At 61.2% G+C, this 20,909-nt stretch carries 19 protein-coding genes; 9 read left to right on the forward strand and 10 right to left on the reverse strand.

Annotation, left to right across the window (positions count from 1 at the left end; genetic code table 11):
* Positions 1-163 precede the first annotated feature (163 nt).
* The 5 genes from pgl to tkt are packed head-to-tail and all read right to left on the reverse strand — an operon-like array spanning position 164 to position 6,594.
* Positions 164-910 (reverse strand): 6-phosphogluconolactonase, encoded by a 747-nt coding sequence (gene pgl, locus ABIB36_RS18730; protein ID WP_354562424.1) that lies wholly within the window; start codon positions 908-910, stop codon positions 164-166.
* On the reverse strand, positions 903-1,811 hold the full coding sequence (gene opcA, locus ABIB36_RS18735) for a glucose-6-phosphate dehydrogenase assembly protein OpcA (RefSeq protein WP_354562422.1): 909 nt from the start codon (positions 1,809-1,811) through the stop codon (positions 903-905). Before opcA ends, pgl begins: the two co-directional genes overlap by 8 nt.
* On the reverse strand, positions 1,808-3,364 hold the full coding sequence (zwf, locus tag ABIB36_RS18740) for a glucose-6-phosphate dehydrogenase (protein ID WP_084348835.1): 1,557 nt from the start codon (positions 3,362-3,364) through the stop codon (positions 1,808-1,810). Before zwf ends, opcA begins: the two co-directional genes overlap by 4 nt.
* A gap of 3 nt (positions 3,365-3,367) precedes the next feature.
* Positions 3,368-4,492, reverse strand: a complete 1,125-nt coding sequence (gene tal / locus ABIB36_RS18745) for a transaldolase (protein WP_084348999.1) — start codon at positions 4,490-4,492, stop codon at positions 3,368-3,370.
* A gap of 5 nt (positions 4,493-4,497) precedes the next feature.
* Complete coding sequence (gene tkt, locus ABIB36_RS18750) at positions 4,498-6,594, reverse strand: transketolase (RefSeq protein WP_354562418.1); 2,097 nt, start codon at positions 6,592-6,594, stop codon at positions 4,498-4,500.
* 319 nt (positions 6,595-6,913) lie between these two features.
* On the opposite strand from tkt, the gene ABIB36_RS18755 reads away from it, so the two are divergent.
* Both ABIB36_RS18755 and ABIB36_RS18760 read left to right on the forward strand, forming a co-directional pair.
* Positions 6,914-7,936, forward strand: coding sequence for a heme o synthase (locus ABIB36_RS18755; RefSeq protein ID WP_354562416.1), 1,023 nt, complete (start codon positions 6,914-6,916; stop codon positions 7,934-7,936).
* Between the two features lie 114 nt (positions 7,937-8,050).
* Positions 8,051-8,446, forward strand: coding sequence for a hypothetical protein (locus ABIB36_RS18760; protein WP_354562414.1), 396 nt, complete (start codon positions 8,051-8,053; stop codon positions 8,444-8,446).
* A 96-nt stretch (positions 8,447-8,542) separates the two neighbouring features.
* Here ABIB36_RS18760 and ABIB36_RS18765 read toward each other — a convergent pair whose 3' ends face one another.
* From ABIB36_RS18765 to mptB, 4 genes are all read right to left on the reverse strand, one after another.
* The gene (locus ABIB36_RS18765) at positions 8,543-9,541 is read right to left on the reverse strand and encodes a COX15/CtaA family protein (RefSeq protein WP_354562572.1); all 999 of its coding nucleotides are present in this window, start codon (positions 9,539-9,541) and stop codon (positions 8,543-8,545) included.
* A 79-nt stretch (positions 9,542-9,620) separates the two neighbouring features.
* On the reverse strand, positions 9,621-10,421 hold the full coding sequence (locus ABIB36_RS18770) for an ABC transporter permease (RefSeq protein WP_084348840.1): 801 nt from the start codon (positions 10,419-10,421) through the stop codon (positions 9,621-9,623).
* Entirely contained in the window at positions 10,418-11,368 is a 951-nt protein-coding gene (locus tag ABIB36_RS18775) for an ABC transporter ATP-binding protein (protein ID WP_373270569.1), read from the reverse strand. The genes ABIB36_RS18770 and ABIB36_RS18775 overlap by 4 nt, the downstream gene beginning before the upstream one ends.
* Positions 11,359-13,014 (reverse strand): polyprenol phosphomannose-dependent alpha 1,6 mannosyltransferase MptB, encoded by a 1,656-nt coding sequence (gene mptB, locus ABIB36_RS18780; protein WP_256895962.1) that lies wholly within the window; start codon positions 13,012-13,014, stop codon positions 11,359-11,361. The genes ABIB36_RS18775 and mptB overlap by 10 nt, the downstream gene beginning before the upstream one ends.
* Before the next feature lie 282 nt (positions 13,015-13,296).
* Between mptB and ABIB36_RS18785 the strand changes: the two genes are divergently transcribed.
* From ABIB36_RS18785 to ABIB36_RS18815, 7 genes are all read left to right on the forward strand, one after another.
* A complete protein-coding gene (locus tag ABIB36_RS18785) occupies positions 13,297-14,073 on the forward strand; it encodes a helix-turn-helix transcriptional regulator (RefSeq protein ID WP_256895963.1) in 777 nt (258 codons plus the stop codon).
* Entirely contained in the window at positions 14,070-15,533 is a 1,464-nt protein-coding gene (gene sufB, locus ABIB36_RS18790) for a Fe-S cluster assembly protein SufB (protein ID WP_084348843.1), read from the forward strand. Before ABIB36_RS18785 ends, sufB begins: the two co-directional genes overlap by 4 nt.
* Positions 15,534-16,757 (forward strand): Fe-S cluster assembly protein SufD, encoded by a 1,224-nt coding sequence (gene sufD, locus ABIB36_RS18795; RefSeq protein WP_354562410.1) that lies wholly within the window; start codon positions 15,534-15,536, stop codon positions 16,755-16,757.
* A gap of 42 nt (positions 16,758-16,799) precedes the next feature.
* The gene (sufC, locus tag ABIB36_RS18800) at positions 16,800-17,576 is read left to right on the forward strand and encodes a Fe-S cluster assembly ATPase SufC (protein ID WP_084348845.1); all 777 of its coding nucleotides are present in this window, start codon (positions 16,800-16,802) and stop codon (positions 17,574-17,576) included.
* 2 nt (positions 17,577-17,578) lie between these two features.
* The gene (locus ABIB36_RS18805; RefSeq protein ID WP_354562407.1) at positions 17,579-18,853 is read left to right on the forward strand and encodes a cysteine desulfurase; all 1,275 of its coding nucleotides are present in this window, start codon (positions 17,579-17,581) and stop codon (positions 18,851-18,853) included.
* 1 nt (position 18,854) lies between these two features.
* The gene (sufU, locus tag ABIB36_RS18810; RefSeq protein WP_354562404.1) at positions 18,855-19,331 is read left to right on the forward strand and encodes a Fe-S cluster assembly sulfur transfer protein SufU; all 477 of its coding nucleotides are present in this window, start codon (positions 18,855-18,857) and stop codon (positions 19,329-19,331) included.
* A 122-nt stretch (positions 19,332-19,453) separates the two neighbouring features.
* A complete protein-coding gene (locus ABIB36_RS18815) occupies positions 19,454-19,768 on the forward strand; it encodes a metal-sulfur cluster assembly factor (RefSeq protein ID WP_256895966.1) in 315 nt (104 codons plus the stop codon).
* A 125-nt stretch (positions 19,769-19,893) separates the two neighbouring features.
* On the opposite strand, the gene ku is transcribed toward ABIB36_RS18815, so the two are convergent.
* Positions 19,894-20,868 (reverse strand): non-homologous end joining protein Ku, encoded by a 975-nt coding sequence (gene ku / locus ABIB36_RS18820; RefSeq protein WP_084349002.1) that lies wholly within the window; start codon positions 20,866-20,868, stop codon positions 19,894-19,896.
* Positions 20,869-20,909: the final 41 nt, after the last annotated feature.

A 20,909-nucleotide genomic window follows, 5' to 3' on the forward strand; every position in this document is an offset into this window, starting at 1 on the left:
TACCGTTCGGTCGGGCACGGGGGACGTCGAGTCCAGCTGCCGGCAAGGCAAACCCCGATCAGCCAGACCCCGGTCGACACCGAACAGGCACTCGAATCCGGCACGCACGGCGCCGAGCCTGTCTGAAATGACAAGACAAGGATCGGCGCCGTCTACAGTGCCTTCAGTCGGTGGCAAGTCCCGATGCTGCATCCGCGTCGAGGAACCATACGGTCGAGGTGGAACCGAGCGCGCCGGCAGACGGTATGTCGACTGGGTCGGCGCCACCTACGGCATCGGATACCGCTTGGGCCTTCGCGGCACCGGACACCAGCAACCACACATGCTTGGCACGTTGAATTGCCGGTAGTGTCAACGTGATTCGAACCGGCGGTGGCTTGGGGGAGTCCTCGACAGCAACGACGTAGTGAGTCTTCTCGCGCACTGCATCGGTGTGCGGGAAGAGCGAATTGATGTGGCCCTCACCGCCCATACCGAGCAGATGGATGTCGAACGCAGGAGTGTGGTTCCCCTCCGAATGCGACGCCAGAATCTGGGCATAGCTCACGGCGGCGAGTCGTGCATCGCTCCCGTGCGGCCCGTCGGACGCGGCCATCGGGAACACACGGTCCGGGTGAACCGGGACGTGGTCGAGCAGAGCGTTCCTGGCTTGCACTTCGTTGCGCTCCGGATCGCCCGATGGAAGGAAGCGTTCGTCACCGAAGTAGACATCCACTTGCGACCAGTCGATTGCGCCGGAGTCTTCTCGCAGGGCTTCGAGCAAGGCGATTCCGGTGCCGCCCCCCGTCAGTACCACCGAGGCAGAACCACGATCGGCCTGGGCGGCGACAACCACTTCGACGAACCGGGACCGCGCAGCGTCGACCAGTGCTTGTGCGTCCAGGAATTGCAGAACCGATGTCTCACTCATAGCTCACCTTGGACAGCCCTTTCAATGCGAGTTCATAGATTTCATCGGTATCGAGTCGGCGCAATTCTTCGGCAAGGCACTCACGAGTCTCACGGCGCGCGAGTGCGACCTCGGCGTCGGGTTGACCTGTTCTCGACAGTGTTGCCGTCTTTCCGGTCTGGGGTCTAACGATGCTGATCGCGCTGTTCTCGCGCTTCAGTTCGACTTTCAGTTCACCGGTCCTACGGTGCACCGGAACCTTGAGTTTCGCTGCGAGCCACCCGGCGAGGATGTCGAGCGCAGGCTCCTCTGCGAGGCCGGAAACAGTGACGTCCACGACCTTCTCGTGTGGAGCCTGATCCAGTGCGGTGGCGAGCAACCCACGCCAGTAGGTGACTCGGCTCCACGACAGATCCGAGTCGCCCTGGGAGTAACTGTCGAGCCGTGACTTGATCGTCGACGTCGGATCCGGCGACTTCGTGGCATCGGTAATCCTCCGAATTGCCAACTTGCCCAACGGATCCTGCGCGGGGATCTTGGGCGCTTCGTTCGGCCACCAGACTACGATCGGGGTGTCCGGCAGCAGAAAAGGAATGACGACACTGTGCTCGTGCTCGGCAAGTTCACCGTGCAGCCTGAGCACCACTACCTCGGATGCTCCCGCGTCGCCACCCACCCGAATCTGGGCATCCAGCCCGGATTCGGCAGAGCGGTCTCCTCGAATGAGGACGATGACGCGACACGGATGCTCTCGGCTCGCTTCGTTGGCTGCCTCGATGGCAGTCTCGGCTTGCTCGCCGTCACGGCTGGCGACGATGAGCGTGAGCACCCGTCCGATGGTGACAGCGCCACCGGATTCACGAAGCTCGATCAGCTTCTTGCCCACCGCCCTCGTCGTCGTGGCGGGGATATCGACGATCACGGCCTTCTCCATTCGCGTCCGGTGCGGTGCATCATTTCATCGCCCGATGTCGGACCCCACGTACCCGCTTCGTACGGCTCGGCTGTTCCACCCGCAGCCCAGAAGTCGAGAATCGGATCCAGAATCTGCCACGAAAGCTCGACCTCGGCGTTGACTGGGAACAGTGAAGGCTCACCGAGCAGCACATCGAGGATGAGCCGCTCGTAGGCCTCCGGTGAAGACTCCGTGAATGCCTGGCCGTAGCTGAAGTCCATGCTGACATCTCGAACCTGCATGCTCGAGCCAGGCACCTTGGACCCGAAACGCATCGTCACACCCTCATCGGGTTGAACCCTGATGACGAGTGCATTCTGACCGAGTTCTTCTGTCATCGTCTCGTCGAAAGGAAGATGCGGCGCACGTTTGAACACCATCGCGATTTCGGTAACCCGGCGACCGAGAGCCTTACCTGTCCTGAGATAGAAAGGAACTCCACCCCATCGACGCGTGTCGACCTCGAGCGTGATGGCAGCGTAGGTCTCGGTATTGGACTCGGTGTCGAAACCTTCTTCTTCCTTCAGGCCCTTCACCTTCTGACTGCCCTGCCAGCCCGCGCTGTATTGCCCACGCGCCGAAGTCTGGGCCAGCGGTTCCGCCAGTTTCGTTGCCGAGAGAACTTTGATCTTCTCCGACTGCAATTCGGTGGGACTGAAACTGACCGGCTCCTCCATGGCAGTGATGGCCAACAGTTGCAGCAGGTGATTCTGGATCACGTCACGTGCTGCGCCGATGCCGTCGTAGTAACCGGCCCGCCCACCGAGGCCGATGTCCTCGGCCATCGTGATCTGGACGTGATCGACGTAGTGCGCGTTCCAGATCGGGTCGAAGAGCTGATTCGCGAACCGGAGCGCCAGAATGTTCTGAACTGTTTCCTTGCCGAGATAGTGGTCGATGCGGAAAACGGTGTCCTCGGGAAACACCCGGTTCACGACGGCGTTCAGTTCCTTGGCGCTCGCCAGATCGTGTCCGAAAGGCTTCTCGATGACGACGCGACGCCAATTGTCGTCCGTGCTCTGCGCCAACCCGGATCGCGAGAGTTGTTCGAGCACAACCGGAAACGCGCTGGGAGGAACAGAAAGGTAGAAGGCATGGTTGCCGGCGGTTCCACGTGTTGCATCCAATTCGCCCAGCGTGCGGGCCAATTCGTCGAAGGCGGCGTCGTCGTCGAAGGAACCCTGTACGAATCGGAATCCTTCGGCGAGCGTGTTCCATACTTCTTCGATGAAGGGAGTTCGTGCGTGATCGCGAACTGCATCGTGCACGATTTTCGCGAAATCTTCGTTGCCCCACTCGCGACGAGCGAAGCCGACCAAAGCGAAACCGGGGGGGAGTAGCCCCCGGTTCGCCAGGTCGTACACCGCAGGCATGAGCTTCTTTCGAGCGAGATCGCCCGTGACGCCGAATATCACCAGGCTGCACGGGCCGGCGATACGAGGAAGGCGTTTATCGCGAGGATCGCGAAGTGGGTTCTGCCACTCCGCATTGCTCTTCGGGTCGGTGTCTGCGGTGGCCACGTATCAGCTCTTCTGGCCCGCTTGGCGAAGCTGCTCACCGGTGGCTTCGAGCAGTTCGTTCCACGATGCCTCGAACTTTTCGACGCCCTCGTTCTCGAGAGTGAGGAACACGTCCGAGATATCGATCCCGATTGCGGAAAGCTTGTCGAACACTTCCTGGGATTCGGGGCCCTTGCCGGAAATAGTGTCGCCTGTGACCTCACCATGATCGGCGACCGCGTCCATGGTCTTTTCCGGCATCGTGTTCACAGTGTTGGGGGAGACCAGATCGGTGACGTACAAGGTGTCCGGGTATGCCGGATTCTTGACCCCGGTCGACGCCCACAGCGGACGCTGCGGGCGAGCACCGGACCCAGCGAGATCGTGGAACCGTGAGCCCACCTCGAACGCCTGCTGGTAGGCCACGTAAGCGAGCCGCGCGTTGGCCAGTGCTGCCTTACCCTGGAGGTCCGTCGCGGCAGGGGTGCCGATCTTGTCCAGGCGCGCATCGATCTCGGTGTCGACGCGAGAGACGAAGAACGACGCGACCGAGTGGATCTTCGACAGGTCGTGCCCTGCGGCGCGAGCAGCTTCGAGGCCCTCGAGGTATGCGCCGATGACCAGTTCGTAGCGTTCGACGGAGAAGATCAGCGTCACGTTGACGCTGATGCCCTCACCGATGACCTTGGCGATGGCGGGGATGCCTGCCTCAGTTGCCGGGATCTTGATCAGGACGTTCGGCCGGTCGACGATCTTCCACAGTTCGACCGCCTGAGCGATCGTCTTCTCGGTGTCGTGTGCCAGTCGTGGATCGACCTCGATGGAAACGCGTCCGTCGACTCCGGCAGTCGCTTCGAAGACCGGAGTGAAGATGTCGCACGCGTTTCGTACGTCGTCTGTGGTGACGGTGCGGATGGTGGCGTCGACATCGGCACCGCGTTCGGCCAGTTCGGTCACCTGAGCGTCGTAGGCGTTGCCCTTGCTGAGAGCTGCTTGGAAGATCGACGGATTGGTCGTCACGCCGACGACACTCTTGCTGTCGATCAGTTCCTGCAAGTTGCCCGAGGAGATACGGTCACGCGACAGGTCGTCGAGCCACACCGATACTCCAGCGGCCGATAGAGCGGCGAGATTCTTGTTCTGGGTCATGTCTGTCATCCCTTCACGTTGGTGATCGAGCGCTGTGCGGCGGCGGTGACGGCCTCGGCTGTGAATCCGTACTCGCGGAACAGTGTTTTGGCGTCCGCCGACTCGCCGTAGTGTTCGAGCGAAACGATCTCGCCGAAGCCTCCGACGATCTTGTACCACGGCATTGCGATTCCGGCCTCGACCGAGACGCGAGCTTTGACCGTGGGTGGAATCACCTGGTCGCGGTAGTTCTGGTCTTGGATTTCGAACCACTCCACACACGGCATCGACACGACGCGAGCGGCTATCGACTGCTCTGCAAGCAGCTTCTGCGCCTCTACTGCGTACTGGAGTTCCGAGCCGGTACCGATGAGGATGACGTCGGGTGCGGTCGGGGAGTCCGACAGAATGTAACCGCCCTTGGACACACCCTCGTAGCTGGTTCCCGCCAGGACCGGGATGCCCTGACGCGTCAGCGCCAGCCCGACCGGGCCACTGCTACTCGACTTGGCGAGCACGGCCTGCCATGCGAAGGCTGTCTCGTTGGCATCGCCTGGGCGGACCACCGAGAGATTCGGAATTGCACGCAGAGCAGCGAGGTGCTCGACCGGCTGGTGGGTCGGGCCATCCTCGCCGAGACCGATCGAATCGTGTGTCCACACGTAGATGGGATCGATGTCCATCAGCGACGCCAACCGAACAGCGGGACGCATGTAGTCACTGAACTGCATGAACGTGCCGCCGTATGCGCGCGTAGGTCCGTGCATGACGATACCGCTCAGAATGGCGCCCATCGCATGCTCGCGGATGCCGAAGTGCAGGGTTCTACCGTACGGCTCTGCATCCCAGTCGTCGGTGGAGATCGAGGTGGGGCCGAACGACTTGGCGCCCTTGATGGTGGTGTTGTTACTGCCCGCGAGGTCCGCCGAGCCGCCCCACAGTTCCGGGAGAACGGGTCCTACCGCATTGAGAACCTCGCCGGAGGCCGCTCGGGTGGCGATGGCCTTGCTGCCGGGCTCCCAGGTCGGGAGGACATCGGTCCATCCTTCGGGCAGAGTCCCTTGGGTGAGTCGGTCGAGCAATTTCTTGCGCTCGGGCTCACGCGCTGCCCAGGCGTCGAATTCGAGGTTCCACTCTTCGTGCGCCTTGCGGCCGCGTTCCTGCAGGTTGCGCGTGTGCGCGATGACCTCGTCGGTCACCTCGAACGTCTTCTCCGAGTCGAAACCGAGAGCCTTCTTGACCTTCACGATCTCTTCTTCGCCGAGCGCCGCACCGTGAACGGCGCCGGTGTTCATCATCGTCGGCGCGGGGAAGCCGATGATGGTGCGCAAAACGATGATCGACGGCTTGTCGGTCACCGCCTTGGCTGCCTCGATGGCTGCCTCGATGGCCAGAACGTTCTCGCCGCCCTCGACGACCTGGACGTGCCAGCCGTAAGCCTCGTAGCGTGCTGCGGTGTCTTCCGACAATGCGATATCGGTCGAGTGCTCGATCGAAATCTTGTTGTCGTCGTAGAAGAGAATGAGGTTGCCGAGTTGCTGGGTACCGGCAAGAGAGGACGCCTCGGAGGTGATTCCTTCTTCGATGTCGCCATCGGAAGCGATGACGTAGATGAAGTGGTCGAACGGACTTGCGCCGAGCGCAGGCTCTGGATCGAACAATCCGCGCTCACGTCGCGACGCCATGGACATGCCGACAGCCGACGCCAGTCCCTGACCGAGCGGACCGGTGGTGATCTCGACGCCGTCGGTGTGCCGGAACTCGGGGTGGCCGGGTGTCTTCGACCCGAATGTGCGTAGGGATTCGATGTCGATCAGTTCGAGTCCGAATCCGCCGAGGTAGAGCTGCAAGTACAGCGTCAGGCTCGAATGTCCGCAGGACAACACGAAGCGGTCGCGACCGATCCAGTGTGTGTCGGTCGGATCGTGGCGCATGGTCCGCTGAAACAGCGTGTACGCGAGTGGCGCGAGACTCATCGCCGTCCCGGGGTGACCGTTTCCGACCTTTTGAACCGCGTCCGCAGCGAGGACTCTGACGGTATCGACCGCCCTGGTGTCCAGGTCCGTCCAGTCGCTGGGGTGGTGCGCCGTGGTGAGGACGTCAATATCGTCTGTGGTCGACACGAGCAGAGATCTCCTGACATTCGTATAATTGAGGCCGACGTGCGTTCGATCTTGGTTCGATCGAATTGCCGCCGACCACCAGCCTAGTTCCGTGGCACCTCATTGTCGTGTCTTCCCCCCGTCGGGCTCCGCTGCACTCGCTGCCCGGGCCTGACGTAGTTGCCCGGCAGGGGATATGTTTCTCACTTTGGGGGCCTGCGAATTGGAGCCGCGATGCTCGGCGTCTACCATCGCCTGTAGTAGTACGTAGGTAATCGCCGACCGTGATCACCGCGCGTACGCATGTTCATGTGTGTTCGAGCCTGTGCAAGGAGACGTAGTGCGAATTGGGCAGCAGTCCGGCGGCCACGGATTCGCAAGCGGTCCCAGCAATCCAGAGGGCAATGACCTCGGTACCGACGCTGGAAGCGAAGCCGATCCGAGTCGTCCCACTTCGGCCCCCCGTCGGGCTTTGGCATTGTTCATGGCGTATGTCGCCCTGACCAAGCCTCGAGTGATCGAATTGCTGTTGGTGACGACGATTCCGGCGATGTTGCTTGCCGACCGTGGTCACGTTCAGCCCATGCTGATCCTGAGCACTCTGTTCGGCGGAATGCTCGCGGCAGCCAGTGCGAACAGTTTGAACATGGTCGCTGATGCCGACATCGACAAGATCATGGCCCGCACTGCCAAGAGGCCTCTTGCTCGCGGGGCGATGCCCGTATCGCACGCCTTCGTGTTCGGCGTGAGTCTCGGCGTCATTTCGTTCTTCTGGTTGTGGGCGACCACAAATTTGCTCAGCGGCATCCTTGCCGTCGTCACGATCTGTTTCTACATCTTCGTCTACACCCTGGTCCTCAAACGCCGGACATCACAGAACGTGGTGTGGGGCGGTGCCGCTGGTTGCATGCCCGTCATGATCGGCTGGTCGGCTGTCACCGGCACGATCGGCTGGCAGGCCGTGGTGATGTTCCTCGTCATCTTCCTGTGGACCCCTCCACACACCTGGGCTCTGATGCTTCGTTACAAGGAGGACTACCAAGCTGCGAACGTTCCGATGTTACCGGCGGTGGCATCCGAGCAGAAGGTGACCAAGCACATCGTCTTGTACGCGTGGGCCACTGTTGCTGCGACGTTGGCACTCACTCCCGGATCCGGCGTCATCTATGCCGTGATCGCCGTGGCGGCCGGCGCTTGGTTCCTCACCGTGGCTCATCATCTCTACGCAGGAGTCCGCGCGGGAACTCCGGTCAAGCCGATGAAGCTCTTCATCCTCTCGAACGAATATCTGGCACTGGTTTTCTGTGGCCTGGCAGTGGACTCCGTCGTCGGCTGGGACACGCTCGCTCAACTGTTGTCCTGAGTTCGAATCCCGTGTGTTCGTACTGACGCCCGGGTTCGATTGTCGACATGCGTGGGTGGCGCCCGGTGCCGACCTGTCTGCTCTATGTCTGTTACCCAGCGGTATTGTCGAACCATGGCAACCGATGAAAAGAACTCGCCCGTCGAGGATTCGACCTCCGAGAACAAGTCCGGTCCGACAATCGATGTCCCTGCTGGTGCGTTGTCGGCCGTCCGATCCTTCGTCGGCGAACACGGTGGTTCGGGCAAAGTCGTCATTCAGCCGGTCGGACGGGCAGGCACACGTGTGACGATGGTCGGCGCGGACGGGATATTGGGCGACCAGGTTGTAGAGAGCCCGGCGGTCGCGCGTGCATTGGTCGAGGCCGCCAGCAATCTGACCGAGTCGGAGTGGGACCGCGAACTCGTCAGTTCGGTCAACCCTGCACCTGGTCATTACCGGAAAATGGCCGGGTGGGTCGCACGTCAGACACGCTTTCCGAAGGCCAGAAACGCGTCGATGGAAAAATAGTTCGAAGCAGACGGAACCGTTCACCGATCGGGTGCGTCAAAGAAAGCAGGAGAGGTAGTCGGTCGTCTGAGGGGGAGTCCGACTACCTCTCCTCTTCTATCCGTTGGTAGTGGCTGCTGCCTGGGCGGCGGGTAGCTTGTCGGCCGACACGTCATCGAGGGAACTGCGGCTACGACAGGCCGCCCAGACCGCGGCAGTAGCCGCAGTGCACGCGCCTGCACCTGCCACGTGGATTGCAACCAGGACGGCAGGCACGTCTGTGAAGTACTGGACGACTCCCACCAAAGCCTGCGCCACAACTATGCCGACCAGTACCTTCAACCGGAATTTGATCTTCAGCGGGGCTTTCACCGCATAGAGTGCGAAACCCAGCCCAACCAGAAGGGCCAAGTACCCCACGAGCAGCTGAGCGTGCAGATGCACAAGGGTCACGATCTCGACACCGAGACGCGGCACAGGTTCATCGATGCTTTTGTCGCCCGCGTGCGGGCCCGCACCGGTCACCATCGTCCCGGCCACCAGAACGCCTCCCAACACGATTGCAGACAAGCCTGTCAGCAATCGCAGCGGTTCGGGGACAGTGGGGACAGAAGGTCCGGCAGGATCGGGGTCGGCGACTTTGAAGTACAGCAGCGTTGCGAGCCAGACCATGATCATGGACAAGACGAGGTGTACGGCGACCGTCCACCACAGCAGTCCTGTCAGCACCGTGAACCCGCCGACCACTGCTTGTACGACGGTTCCGAGTGGCATGAGCCAGGCGAAAAGAATTACTTCCCGACGCCGACGGGCACGTGTGACCGCGAGAACTATCAACGCTGCAACAAACACCACGGCGAAGGTCAACAACCGGTTGCCGAACTCGACTGCCTGGTGCAGAACCGGAACTTCCGAGACGCCGACCGGCGTGAAACTGCCTGGGAAGCACTGCGGCCACGTCGGGCAACCGAGTCCCGAGGCCGTCACCCGCACGATGGCTCCGGTGACGGCAATTCCGCCCTGAGTCAGAATGACGATGAATGCCACGATTTTCTGCACCCGCAGGGTAGGCACAGGTAGCAGGTCCACGACGCGGAGAAACGCTCGATACAGCACTATGTGATCGTAAACGGCTGTCAACTACAGAGCGTCGTTGACCCCATGCTGTAGGCCTGGCACACGCCGGGTTTACACCTCACGTGAACTTGAAGGTGCGAACCGAGAGCCAAGCGCAGACTGTGGCCCACGCGGCGAGTACCGCAACGCCGAACCAATCCCATGATCCGTCGACTGCCTGTCCCAAAGCCTCTGCCAGCGCGCCGGACGGGACCAATCGCGCGATGGTGTGCAATACCGTCGGCATGTCGTCGGAGAGAACGACGAGGCTGCCGATTCCCAGCATGATGAACCACAAGATATTTGCCAAAGCCAGTACGATTTCGGCTCGTAGCGTGCCTCCGAGCAGCAGCCCCATGGTGGCGAATGTAACCGTGCCTAGTGCGATTACCACCGCTCCGAGCGCCAGTCCGACTATGTCGGGACGCCAACCCAGCGCCACCGCGATCGAGCCGAGTACGACGGTCTGCAGGATCACCACCATCACCACTGCGATGCTCTTACCGCCGATGATTCCCCACCGGGGGAGTGCCGTTGCACCGAGACGTTTGAGTGCGCCGTAGCGGCGGTCGAAGCCGACGGCAATTGCCTGACCGGTGAAGGCGGTGGACATGATCGCCACCATCATCACGGCCGGGACGACCTGATCTACCGGATGGTCGCCCATCGCCCCCAGCGGCAGCAATGTGAGCCCGACCAAAAGGGTGATCGGGATGAACATCGTCAGGAGCAACTGCTCGCCATTGCGTAGCAACAGTTTGAGCTCGAGAACCGACTGCGCAGTGAGCATCGCAACGGCAGTATTGGGGGTCGGATTCGGATTGAACAATCCGACGTCGAATCGGTTGTCCGGACGACGGTCGTTACCGTGGATCGTCATCTTCTCAACTCTTTTCCGGTCAGCTCCAGAAAGACGTCTTCCAAACGGCGCTGGTCCACCTGTAGTTCGGTGGCCAACACATCCTGTCGAGCACACCAGGAGGTGACGATGACGAGGATTCCGGGTTCGATGACGCCCACCACGACATAAGAGCCTGGTCCTTCCTCATGAGCGCTGTACTCGGTCGGTAGCACCTCGGCGAGCGAGGTCAGATCGAGTCCGGCCGGCGCACTGAATCGCAGTCTCCCCTCTGCACCCTGTTTGGTCAGCTCGGAAGCGGTACCCGAGGCGACGATCTTGCCGTGGTCGATGATCACCAGTTCGTCGGCGAGCTGTTCTGCTTCGTCCATCAGGTGGGTTGTGAGCAGCACGCTCACTCCATCCCGACGTAGTGCGTCGATCAATTCCCACACGAGTAGTCGAGCCTGGGCGTCGAGTCCGGCCGTCGGTTCGTCGAGAAATACGAGTTCGGGGCGGCCCACGATGGCGCAAGCGAGGGCCAGCCGTTGCTGTTGCCCCCCGGACAGGCGTCGATACGGTGTCTTCACGGCGTGGTCGAGTCCCAGACAGTCCAGAAGCCAGTCAGGGTCCAACGGGTTTGCGGAATACGACGCAACCAGGCGGAGCATCTCGCCCGCTTTCGAGCCCGGATACGCACCGCCACCCTGCAGCATGACCCCGATACGTGGTCTGAGCTGCGCTGATTGTGCGATGGGATCGAGGCCGAGGACCCGAACGGACCCGGATTCCGGTGAGACGAATCCTTCACACATCTCGACCGTGGTGGTCTTTCCCGCTCCGTTCGGGCCGAGAAGCGCCAGAACTTGGCCCCTCTCGACGGTGATGTCGAGTCCGTCGACGGCGGCGACACCGTCGTACGACTTTCGTACACCCGTGAGCTGCACGGCAGGATGCGTCGAATTCGACGCGCTAACGATCACGAGGATCCAGCGTATGCCCCGGCGGCAGTGGTGTTTGCCGACGGTCCGAGGTTCGACCGCCAGGGAAGTCGATTACGGGTGACGAAGAACATGAGACCGACGGTCAGAATCGTCATGACGGCGGCCTGAACGATTTGAAACGGCAAATACTCGCTGCCGTTGGGCATCAAGATGACGCTGACAATGGAAGAAAACACAATTGCCGGAACGCGGAACGCCGGCCGGGTCGCCCATGCGGCCAGGGGTATCACGGCCCACAACAGGTACCACGGCTGGACGACGGGGAACAGCAGAACGAGAGCGCCGAGTGCGACACCGAGTGCGCCCACCGGATGCAACCGGCCCTTCAGTACGGCTACGAGCATACGAAGGGCAACGAATGCGGCAACGGCCGCTGCAATCGGTCTAGTGAGGCCGAGCACCGCAGTGGTGTGGTCGCCGAGTCCGAGCAATACACCGACGAATCCGGTCCCAATTCCCAGGATCGTGGGAATCGACATCCAACTCCTCACAACGCTGGCGGTGTCGAGTGTGTTGATCCAGCCGAAGCCCAGGCCGCTACCCAGGCTGACTCCGACATGCACCGCGACGGTGACAAGCCCGAGGACTGCGGCCGCACTCAGTACCGCTCGGATTGTCCCGCCCCACCTTCGGGCCAATGCCATCCCGACGAAACCGAGCGCGAGCAAGGACGGAATCTTCACGGTCGACGACAGTGCAATCAAGGCAGAACCGGAGAGCAGTAGAAGTAAGGACGATCCGCGAATCGGACAACTGGGCTCGATTGCACGTAGTGCGATCTCCACCCCGGCGAGCATGAGACCGATCATCAGCGCTTCGTTGTGAATGCCCGCGACCAGGTGGAAGAGCAGGAGTGGGTTGGCAGCTCCGAGCCACAATGCACTGACCGCCGCGACGCCGCATCGACGCGCCAACCGGGGGAGTGCCCACACGATCATCGCAACACCAGCGAGCGCGAGAAGTCGATGCAGGAAGATCCCGGCAACGATGTTCTCGCCGGTCAACCACGTGATGCCGCGACCCATCCACAAGAACAGCGGACCGTATGGCGCCGGGGTTTCACGCCAGATGTTCGGCACGGTCCGGGTCAGGACGTTGTCTACGCCGAGGGCCCCTGCCGGCCCGATCTCGTAGGGGTCGAGTCCCCGCGCGGTGATCTCGCTTTGTGCCAAGTAGGAGTAGACGTCTTTGCTGAACATCGGTGGTGCCACACACAGTGGCAAGATCCACAGCAGCAGCGTGCGGTCCAACTGTGATCTGCTCAGTCTTCTCGGAACAGTTCCATCGCGTAGACGCCCGACTGCGAATCGCCCGAGCAGGAGCCAGGCGAGGACCACCATGACGGTGCCCGTCATGGTGATGGTCAGCGCGGAGGTGGCCATGCGAGAGGGAAGACTCAGAATGCGAACACCGACGACCGGGTTCTGCAGAACAGGTTGGGCGCCTGCCCCGAGTGCACCGATCGCCATCAATATCGAACCCACTGCGCCGAATCGCCGGACTCCGCGGAGCTGTGCCGTCTCGGTCTTGTTCAGACCGGGCGCCTCGGCTTCGTCGCCGTGTAACGCAGCGACGGTCGATGCCGGCCGATCGGTATCGAGGCCGACCAGTTTGCGAAGAGGGTCGACGATGCGAAGTTGCACGCCGGATTTTTCGGCGGTTTGCTTCTCGGCTGGGGTCGTCGACACGAATGGCAGCGTAACTGTGACTCTGCACAGCCCGTTGATCGCAGTGCATCCGGCGGAGATTCGGCAGCAGATGAAGACCGCGCGAGTATTCCCTGGTAAGGCCTTTGGTGAAGTAGGGCACCCTTGGTGGACCATCCTGGCTAATTCCGTCACACTGGTGTTGTGAAATCATCAGCGAGTACGACGCATGGGGGAGAACGCGCACGTCGCGGCACCACCTCCACGGTGACGGGTTCAGCTGTTGTCGGTCACGAAGGCCAGACGCGGGGAGCTGTTGTCACCCTACTTCTCGAAGAGGGCCCGATCACCGCCTCCGATATCGGTACCCGTCTGGGCCTCAGCGCTGCTGGGGTAAGACGGCATCTCGAAGCACTCATCGACAACGGTGAGGCGCGAATAACGTCCTCTGCCGTGGTCGCCCAACGAGGCCGTGGAAGACCGGCCAAGTATTTTCAGTTGACGGCAGTCGGTCGCGGCAGACTCGGACACACCTACGACGATCTTGCAGGCGCAGCAATGCGTCAGTTGCGCAAGATCGGCGGGGACCGCGCGATCGAGACCTTCGCACGCCAGCGAGTCGAAGCCATCGTGGCCGACGTCGAGCCGGCGGTGGGGAGTCGCCCTGTAGACGTGGAAGAAGCAGCGGGCCGAATCGCCGACGCGTTCACAGCTGCTGGATTTGCCGCGACGACTCGTCAAGTAGGCAACGGCGTGCAGATCTGTCAACACCACTGCCCCGTCTCGCATGTGGCCTCCGAGTTTCCTGAGCTGTGCGACGCCGAGCGTCAAGCCTTCTCCGATCTTCTCGGAACTCACGTGCAACGTCTGGCGACCATCGCGAACGGCGACTGCGCCTGCACTACGCATGTTCCGTTGACCGGTCGCAACCGCCCCGAGATTTCGAAGAAGTCGAATTCGATGCCCCACCCCACCTCATCCATAACTTCCGGTGCTCAGCCCAGTACCGGAGATCGCACAAGCCCCCGGAAGGAGCTCGCATGACCGTCACACCAGACCAGGTGACACCCGTTGCGCCGCTGACCCCCGTTGCTCCTCTTACTCAGGACGAGACGATTGCGTCGCTGGGCACCTACGGTTTCGGTTGGTCGGACTCCGACGTCGCCGGAGCCAGCGCCAAGCGTGGACTGTCCGAGTTGGTGGTGCGTGACATCTCGGCGAAGAAGAGCGAGCCCGAGTGGATGCTGGAGTCGCGTCTGAAGGCACTGAAGACATTCGACCGTAAGCCCATGCCCAACTGGGGTGCGGACCTCGAAGGTATCCACTTCGACAACATCAAGTACTTCGTTCGTTCCAGCGAGAAGCAAGCTGCGACCTGGGAAGATCTTCCCGAGGACATCAAGAATACCTACGACAAGCTGGGTATCCCGGAGGCCGAGAAGCAGCGCCTCGTCTCCGGCGTTGCCGCGCAGTACGAGTCCGAGGTCGTCTATCACTCGATCCGCGAGGACCTGGAAGCGCAAGGCGTGCTCTTCCTCGACACCGACACCGCGCTCAAGGAACAGCCTGAGCTCTTCCGCGAGTACTTCGGCACGGTCATCCCGGCAGGGGACAACAAGTTCTCTGCGCTGAACGCCGCGGTCTGGTCGGGTGGATCCTTCATCTACATCCCGCCGGGCGTCCATGTGGACATCCCACTGCAGGCCTACTTCCGGATCAATACCGAGAACATGGGGCAGTTCGAGCGCACTCTGATCATCGTCGACGAAGGCGCCTACGTGCACTACGTCGAGGGCTGCACTGCGCCCATCTACAAGTCGGATTCGTTGCACTCGGCCGTCGTGGAGATCATCGTGAAGAAGGGTGGTCGCTGCCGTTACACGACTATCCAGAACTGGTCCAACAATGTCTACAACCTGGTGACCAAGCGCGCCAAGGCAGAAGCAGGCGCCACGATGGAGTGGGTCGACGGCAACATCGGCTCCAAGGTGACCATGAAGTACCCCGCTGTCTGGATGACGGGGGAGTACGCCAAGGGTGAGGTCCTGTCCGTGGCGTTCGCCGGTCCCGACCAGCACCAGGACACCGGCTCGAAGATGCTGCACCTCGCGCCGCACACGTCGTCGAATATCGTGAGCAAGTCCGTCGCTCGCGGTGGTGGACGGACTTCGTACCGAGGATTGGTCAAGATCAACAAGGGAGCCTACGGTTCCCGCTCGACCGTCAAGTGCGACGCGCTTCTCGTCGACAATATTTCGCGCTCGGATACATATCCGTACGTCGACATCCGCGAAGACGACGTGTCCATGGGCCATGAGGCAACAGTCTCGAAGGTCAGTGACGACCAACTGTTCTACCTGATGAGCCGAGGCCTCACCGAGGACGAAGCCATGGCGATGGTGGTACGCGGGTTCGTAGAACCGATCGCGCGTGAGCTTCCCATGGAGTATGCCCTCGAGCTGAACCGGCTCATCGAGCTTCAGATGGAAGGGTCGGTCGGATAAGTGACTAATCCGAATACAGAAGAGTCGCTCACCGGAGTTCAGGGCGCCGTAGCGTCGGAGAATTCAGCGGCCGAGGACAAGTCGGTCATCGTCGCGAACAAGGGTGCCCAGTTCACCTCGTACGATGTGAACGCTTTCGAGGTCCCCTCCAGCCGTGACGAGCTGTGGAGATTCACGCCGATTCGTCGACTCAAGGGACTGCACGACGGTTCCGCCGTGGCTACCGCCGGGGCCGATGTTCTCGTACAGGCACCCGAGGGTGTGACAGTGGAGACGGTAGGCCGCGACGATGCACGTATCGGTGTCGCCGGCGTACCCGCCGATCGCGTTGCTGCGCAAGCATTCTCGGCATTCACCGAGGCTACGATCGTCTCGGTGGCCTCCGAGAACGAGGTCTCCGAGCCTGTGCAGATCACAGTGACCGGGCCTGGCATCGACGCTGTCTCATACGGACACCTACAGATTCGACTCGACAAGTTCGCCAAGGCGACGGTGGTGATCGACCAGGTCGGGTCGGGCACATATGCGGAGAATATCGAGTTCGTCATCGGTGACGGCGCCAACCTCTCGGTCGTACTGATCCAGGAATGGGAGTCCGATGCAGTGCACGTCGGAGCCCACCACGCTCGGCTCGGCCGCGACGCGACACTGAGGCACTTCAACGTCAGTCTCGGTGGCGACCTGGTTCGCATCAGCCCGACCGTGCATTACGACGCTCCCGGCGGCGATGCAAACCTGCTCGGCGTCTACTTCGCCGATGCGGGTCAGCATCTGGAGCAGCGTCTGCTCGTCGATCATTCAGCGCCGCGTTGCAAGTCGAACGTCATGTACAAGGGCGCTCTTCAGGGTGAGGTCGGTGTCGGCAAGCACGACGCACACACGGTATGGATCGGCGACGTTCTGATTCGCGCCGAAGCAGAGGGAACCGAAACTTTCGAATTGAACCGGAACTTGGTTCTGACAGACGGCGCACGCGCCGATTCGGTGCCGAATCTCGAAATCGAGACCGGCGAGATCGTCGGCGCAGGCCACGCAAGTGCGACCGGCAGGTTCGACGACGAACAGCTTTTCTACCTCCGGTCCAGAGGAATCTCCGAGGAAGTGGCTCGTCGACTCGTCGTCCGCGGCTTCTTCCACGAAGTCATCGACAAGATTCCGGTCCCCGCGGTTCGTGAACGACTCGATGCCGCGATCGAGGCCGAACTGGCCCTCGTCGGCTCGTAAATTACGGCTCCCGTACTTCTCGACATTCGTAAGGAAAATTTCATGTCCACGCTCGAAATCCGCGACCTGCACGTCAGCGTCGCTAACTCCGATACCACCGCAGAGCCCATCAACATCCTCAAGGGTGTGAACCTGACCGTGAAGTCCGGTGAGACACACGCGATCATGGGCCCCAACGGATCCGGCAAATCGACGTTGTCCTACGCCATCGCCGGTCATCCGAAGTACGCAGTGACCTCGGGCACCATCACGCTCGACGGCGAAGACGTGCTCGCCATGACCGTCGACGAGCGGGCTCGCGCAGGTCTGTTCCTCGCGATGCAGTACCCGGTCGAGGTTCCCGGAGTGTCGATGTCGAACTTCCTCCGCACTGCTGCGACGGCGGTCCGAGGTGAGGCTCCGAAGCTCCGGCACTGGGTCAAGGAAGCCAAGACTGCACTCTCCGAACTCGAAATCGATCCGGCTTTTCTCGAGCGGAACGTCAACGAAGGCTTTTCCGGTGGTGAGAAGAAGCGCCACGAGATCTTGCAGCTCGGAATGCTCAAGCCCAAGATCGCCATCCTCGACGAGACAGACTCCGGCCTGGATGTCGATGCGCTTCGAGTCGTTTCGGAGGGTGTCAACAAGTACAAGGAACGCGAGAACGGTGGCGTTCTGCTGATCACGCACTACACGCGGATTCTTCGCTACATCAAGCCCGACTTCGTTCACGTGTTCGTCGATGGCGAGATCGTGAAGTCCGGTGGAGCAGAGTTGGCAGACGAGCTGGAGGCCGACGGCTACACCGATTTCACTCAGCCTGCGACCACAGGAGCGTAAGTATGGCTGCACCAGCAGCTCTGTCGAACAGCGCATTGGATGTCAGCTCGATCCGTGCCGATTTTCCGATCCTCTCGCGTACGGTTCGCGACGGTAAGCCGTTGGTGTACCTGGACTCGGGTGCGACCTCTCAGCGCCCGGTCCAGGTTCTCGACGCAGAACGTGAATTTCTGCTCACGTGCAACGCCGCGGTCCATCGCGGCGCACATCAGCTCGCAGAAGAAGCGACCGATGCGTACGAGGGCGCCCGCGCCGCCATCGCGTCGTTCGTCGGTGCGGACGCCGATGAACTCGTGTTCACCAAGAACGCCACCGAGGCGCTCAATCTCGTCACCTACGTTCTCGGTGACGATCGATTCGATCGCCACGTCGGACCTGGCGACGAAATCGTGATCACGGAACTCGAGCACCATGCCAACCTCGTGCCCTGGCAGGAATTGGCCAGACGAACCGGTGCCACACTGCGCTGGTTCGGCGTGACCGACGAGGGACGGATCGATCTCGATTCCCTGCAGCTCACCGACGCAGTCAAGGTTGTCGCGTTCACTCATCAGTCGAATGTGACTGGCGCGGTGTCACCTGTCGCCGAGCTCGTTCGACGTGCTCGTGAGGTCGGGGCGCTCGTCGTGCTCGACGCATGCCAGTCCGTGCCTCACCTGAGCGTGGACTTCCATGCCCTCGATGTCGACTACGCGGCGTTCTCTGGTCACAAGATGCTGGCGCCGTCGGGCGTCGGCGTGTTGTTCGGCAAAGCCGAACTCCTCGATTCGATGCCGCCCTTCGTGACGGGCGGTTCGATGATCGAGACAGTGACGATGGAGAAGACTACATACGCGCCGCCACCTCAGCGTTTCGAAGCTGGTGTACCGATGGCTTCTCAAGTGGTCGGCCTCGGCGCAGCGGTCGCATATCTCGAGTCCATCGGCATGGACGCAATTGCGGCGCACGAGCACGTACTCGTCGGCGCGACACTCGACATGCTCGCGAGAATCGAGGGTGTTCGAGTGATCGGACCAACCGAGAACATCGATCGAGGGTCAGCGGTGTCGTTCGTCGTCGACGGCGTCCATGCACACGATCTCGGTCAGATTCTCGACGACGACGGTGTTGCTATTCGGGTGGGGCACCATTGTGCGTGGCCGTTGCACCGTCGTTTCGGTGTCGCAGCCACTGCGAGGGCTTCGTTTGCTCTGTACAACACGCTCGACGAAGTCCAAGCGCTCGGTTCCGCGATCGAGCACGCCCAGAAGTTTTTCGGGACCAAGGGTGCTGCCTGATATGCGTATGGAACAGATGTATCAAGAGGTCATTCTCGACCACTACAAACATCCGCACGGGCGCGGTCTCCGCGAGCCGTTCGGGGCCGAGGTCCATCACGTGAACCCAACTTGCGGCGACGAGGTGACGTTGCGGGTGAACATCGATGATGGCGGCATCGTTACTGATGTGTCCTACGACGGTCAGGGCTGTTCGATCAGTCAGGCTGCGACTTCGGTCCTGACGGATCAGGTCATCGGACTACCTGTCGAGCATGCGTTGAGAGTCGTGGATGCCTTCAGTGAAATGGTCGGCAGCAGGGGTACCGTGGATGGCGACGAGGATGTCATCGGTGATGGAATCGCGTTCGTCGGAGTGTCCAAATATCCGGCCCGCGTCAAGTGTGCGCTGCTCGGATGGATGGCTTTCAAGGATGCGGTTGTTCGAATAGTAGAAGATACTCCCGCAGTACCCGCACGATCCGGAGGACAAGTATGACCCAGACACAGACAACCGATTCGCAGAACGGTGGCACTGCCGCCCCGGAGACCGACTTGGCAGGATCGGCCGTGGCCGAGTCGTCGCCAACGGCAGTGCCTGCATCGCTTACCCCGGATGAGATGAAGGTTCTCGAAGACCTCGAAGAGGCAATGCGTGATGTGGTCGACCCCGAGCTGGGGATCAACGTCGTCGACCTCGGTCTGGTGTACGACATCAACATCGACGCCGACGACATCGTCACGGTCGACATGACGTTGACTTCGGCTGCGTGCCCCCTGACAGACGTCATCGAAGATCAGGCGCGTGGCGCGCTTGTGCGAAGTGGTCTGTGCGCCGACCTGAAGATCAATTGGGTGTGGATGCCGCCTTGGGGACCGGACAAGATCACCGACGACGGACGTGAGCAGCTCAGGGCCCTCGGGTTTACCGTGTGACCTCGCCTAGCGACGCGTAGGTTCACCAGTTCGTTCGGTATTTCCTTGACCTTCTGGTGAACCGTGCAGTGCTCGAATGCGTCTTAGCTCGACGAAGCTGCAGGGTTCTGGTTGATGCGGGTCGCTTATGCGCCTTTTCGAGCCGGCGTCGATTTGTCGGCAGCAGCGCGCTTTGCCGGCGCAGCCTTTTTAGCGGGTGCTTTCTTTGCAGTCGTCTTCTTCTGCGAAGTTTTCGTCTCCGACGCATCCTTCTCCGAGGCATCCTTGCTTGTGGCCGACTTGGTATTGGACGACGAGTGTGCGGTCTTGGCGTTCTTGCCCGCGGCTTCCACGCTGCGTTGGAGTGCAGCGACCAAATCGACGACCTCGGCGTCTTCGCCATCGCTGGAGGTCTCGTCGTCGACACGGACGACTTTCTCGCCGCCGTTTTCGATCGTATCGTCGATCAGCTTGCGTAATTCGATTTGATAATCGTCGGTGTATTCCGTGGGATCGAAATCTGCCGACATACTCTCCACCAGCGAGGTAGCCATCTTGACTTCCTGCGGTCGTGCATCGGGTGCGTCGTCCAGCGAGGGGAACTCCGCGGCCCGCACCTCGTCCGGCCACAGCAATGTCTGGATGACGAGAGTGTTGTCGCGAACCCGCAATGCGGCCAGTCGGGTCTTTTGCCGCAATGTGAAATGCACCAGCGCGGTGCGTTCTGTATCCAGGAGTGTCTGTCGCAACAGCACATATGCCTTCGGCGACGAAGAGTCGGGCTCGAGAAAATAGCTCTTGTCGTACAGGATGGGATCGATTTGTTCGGTGGGGACGAATTCCAGGACCGGGATCTCGTGTTTTTCGGCGGAAGGAAGCTTGTCGAAGTCCTCGTCCGTCAGGATGACGCGTTCACCGTCGGGTGAGTCGTACGCCTTGTCGATGTCGGCAAACTGCACCGATTTGCCGCATTCGGAGCAGACGCGATCATATTTGATCCGACCTCCGTCTTTCGCGTGCACTTGGTGGAACCGAATGTCGTGTGTCTCCGTCGCCGAGTACACCTTCACCGGCACATTGACGAGCCCGAAGGCGATAGATCCCTTCCATATGGAACGCATGCGGTTCATGATTCACGAGGCAAGGGTGTCGTGTCGAGAGT

Source organism: Rhodococcus sp. UYP9 (assembly GCF_040547235.1).
GTDB lineage: Bacteria > Actinomycetota > Actinomycetes > Mycobacteriales > Mycobacteriaceae > Rhodococcoides.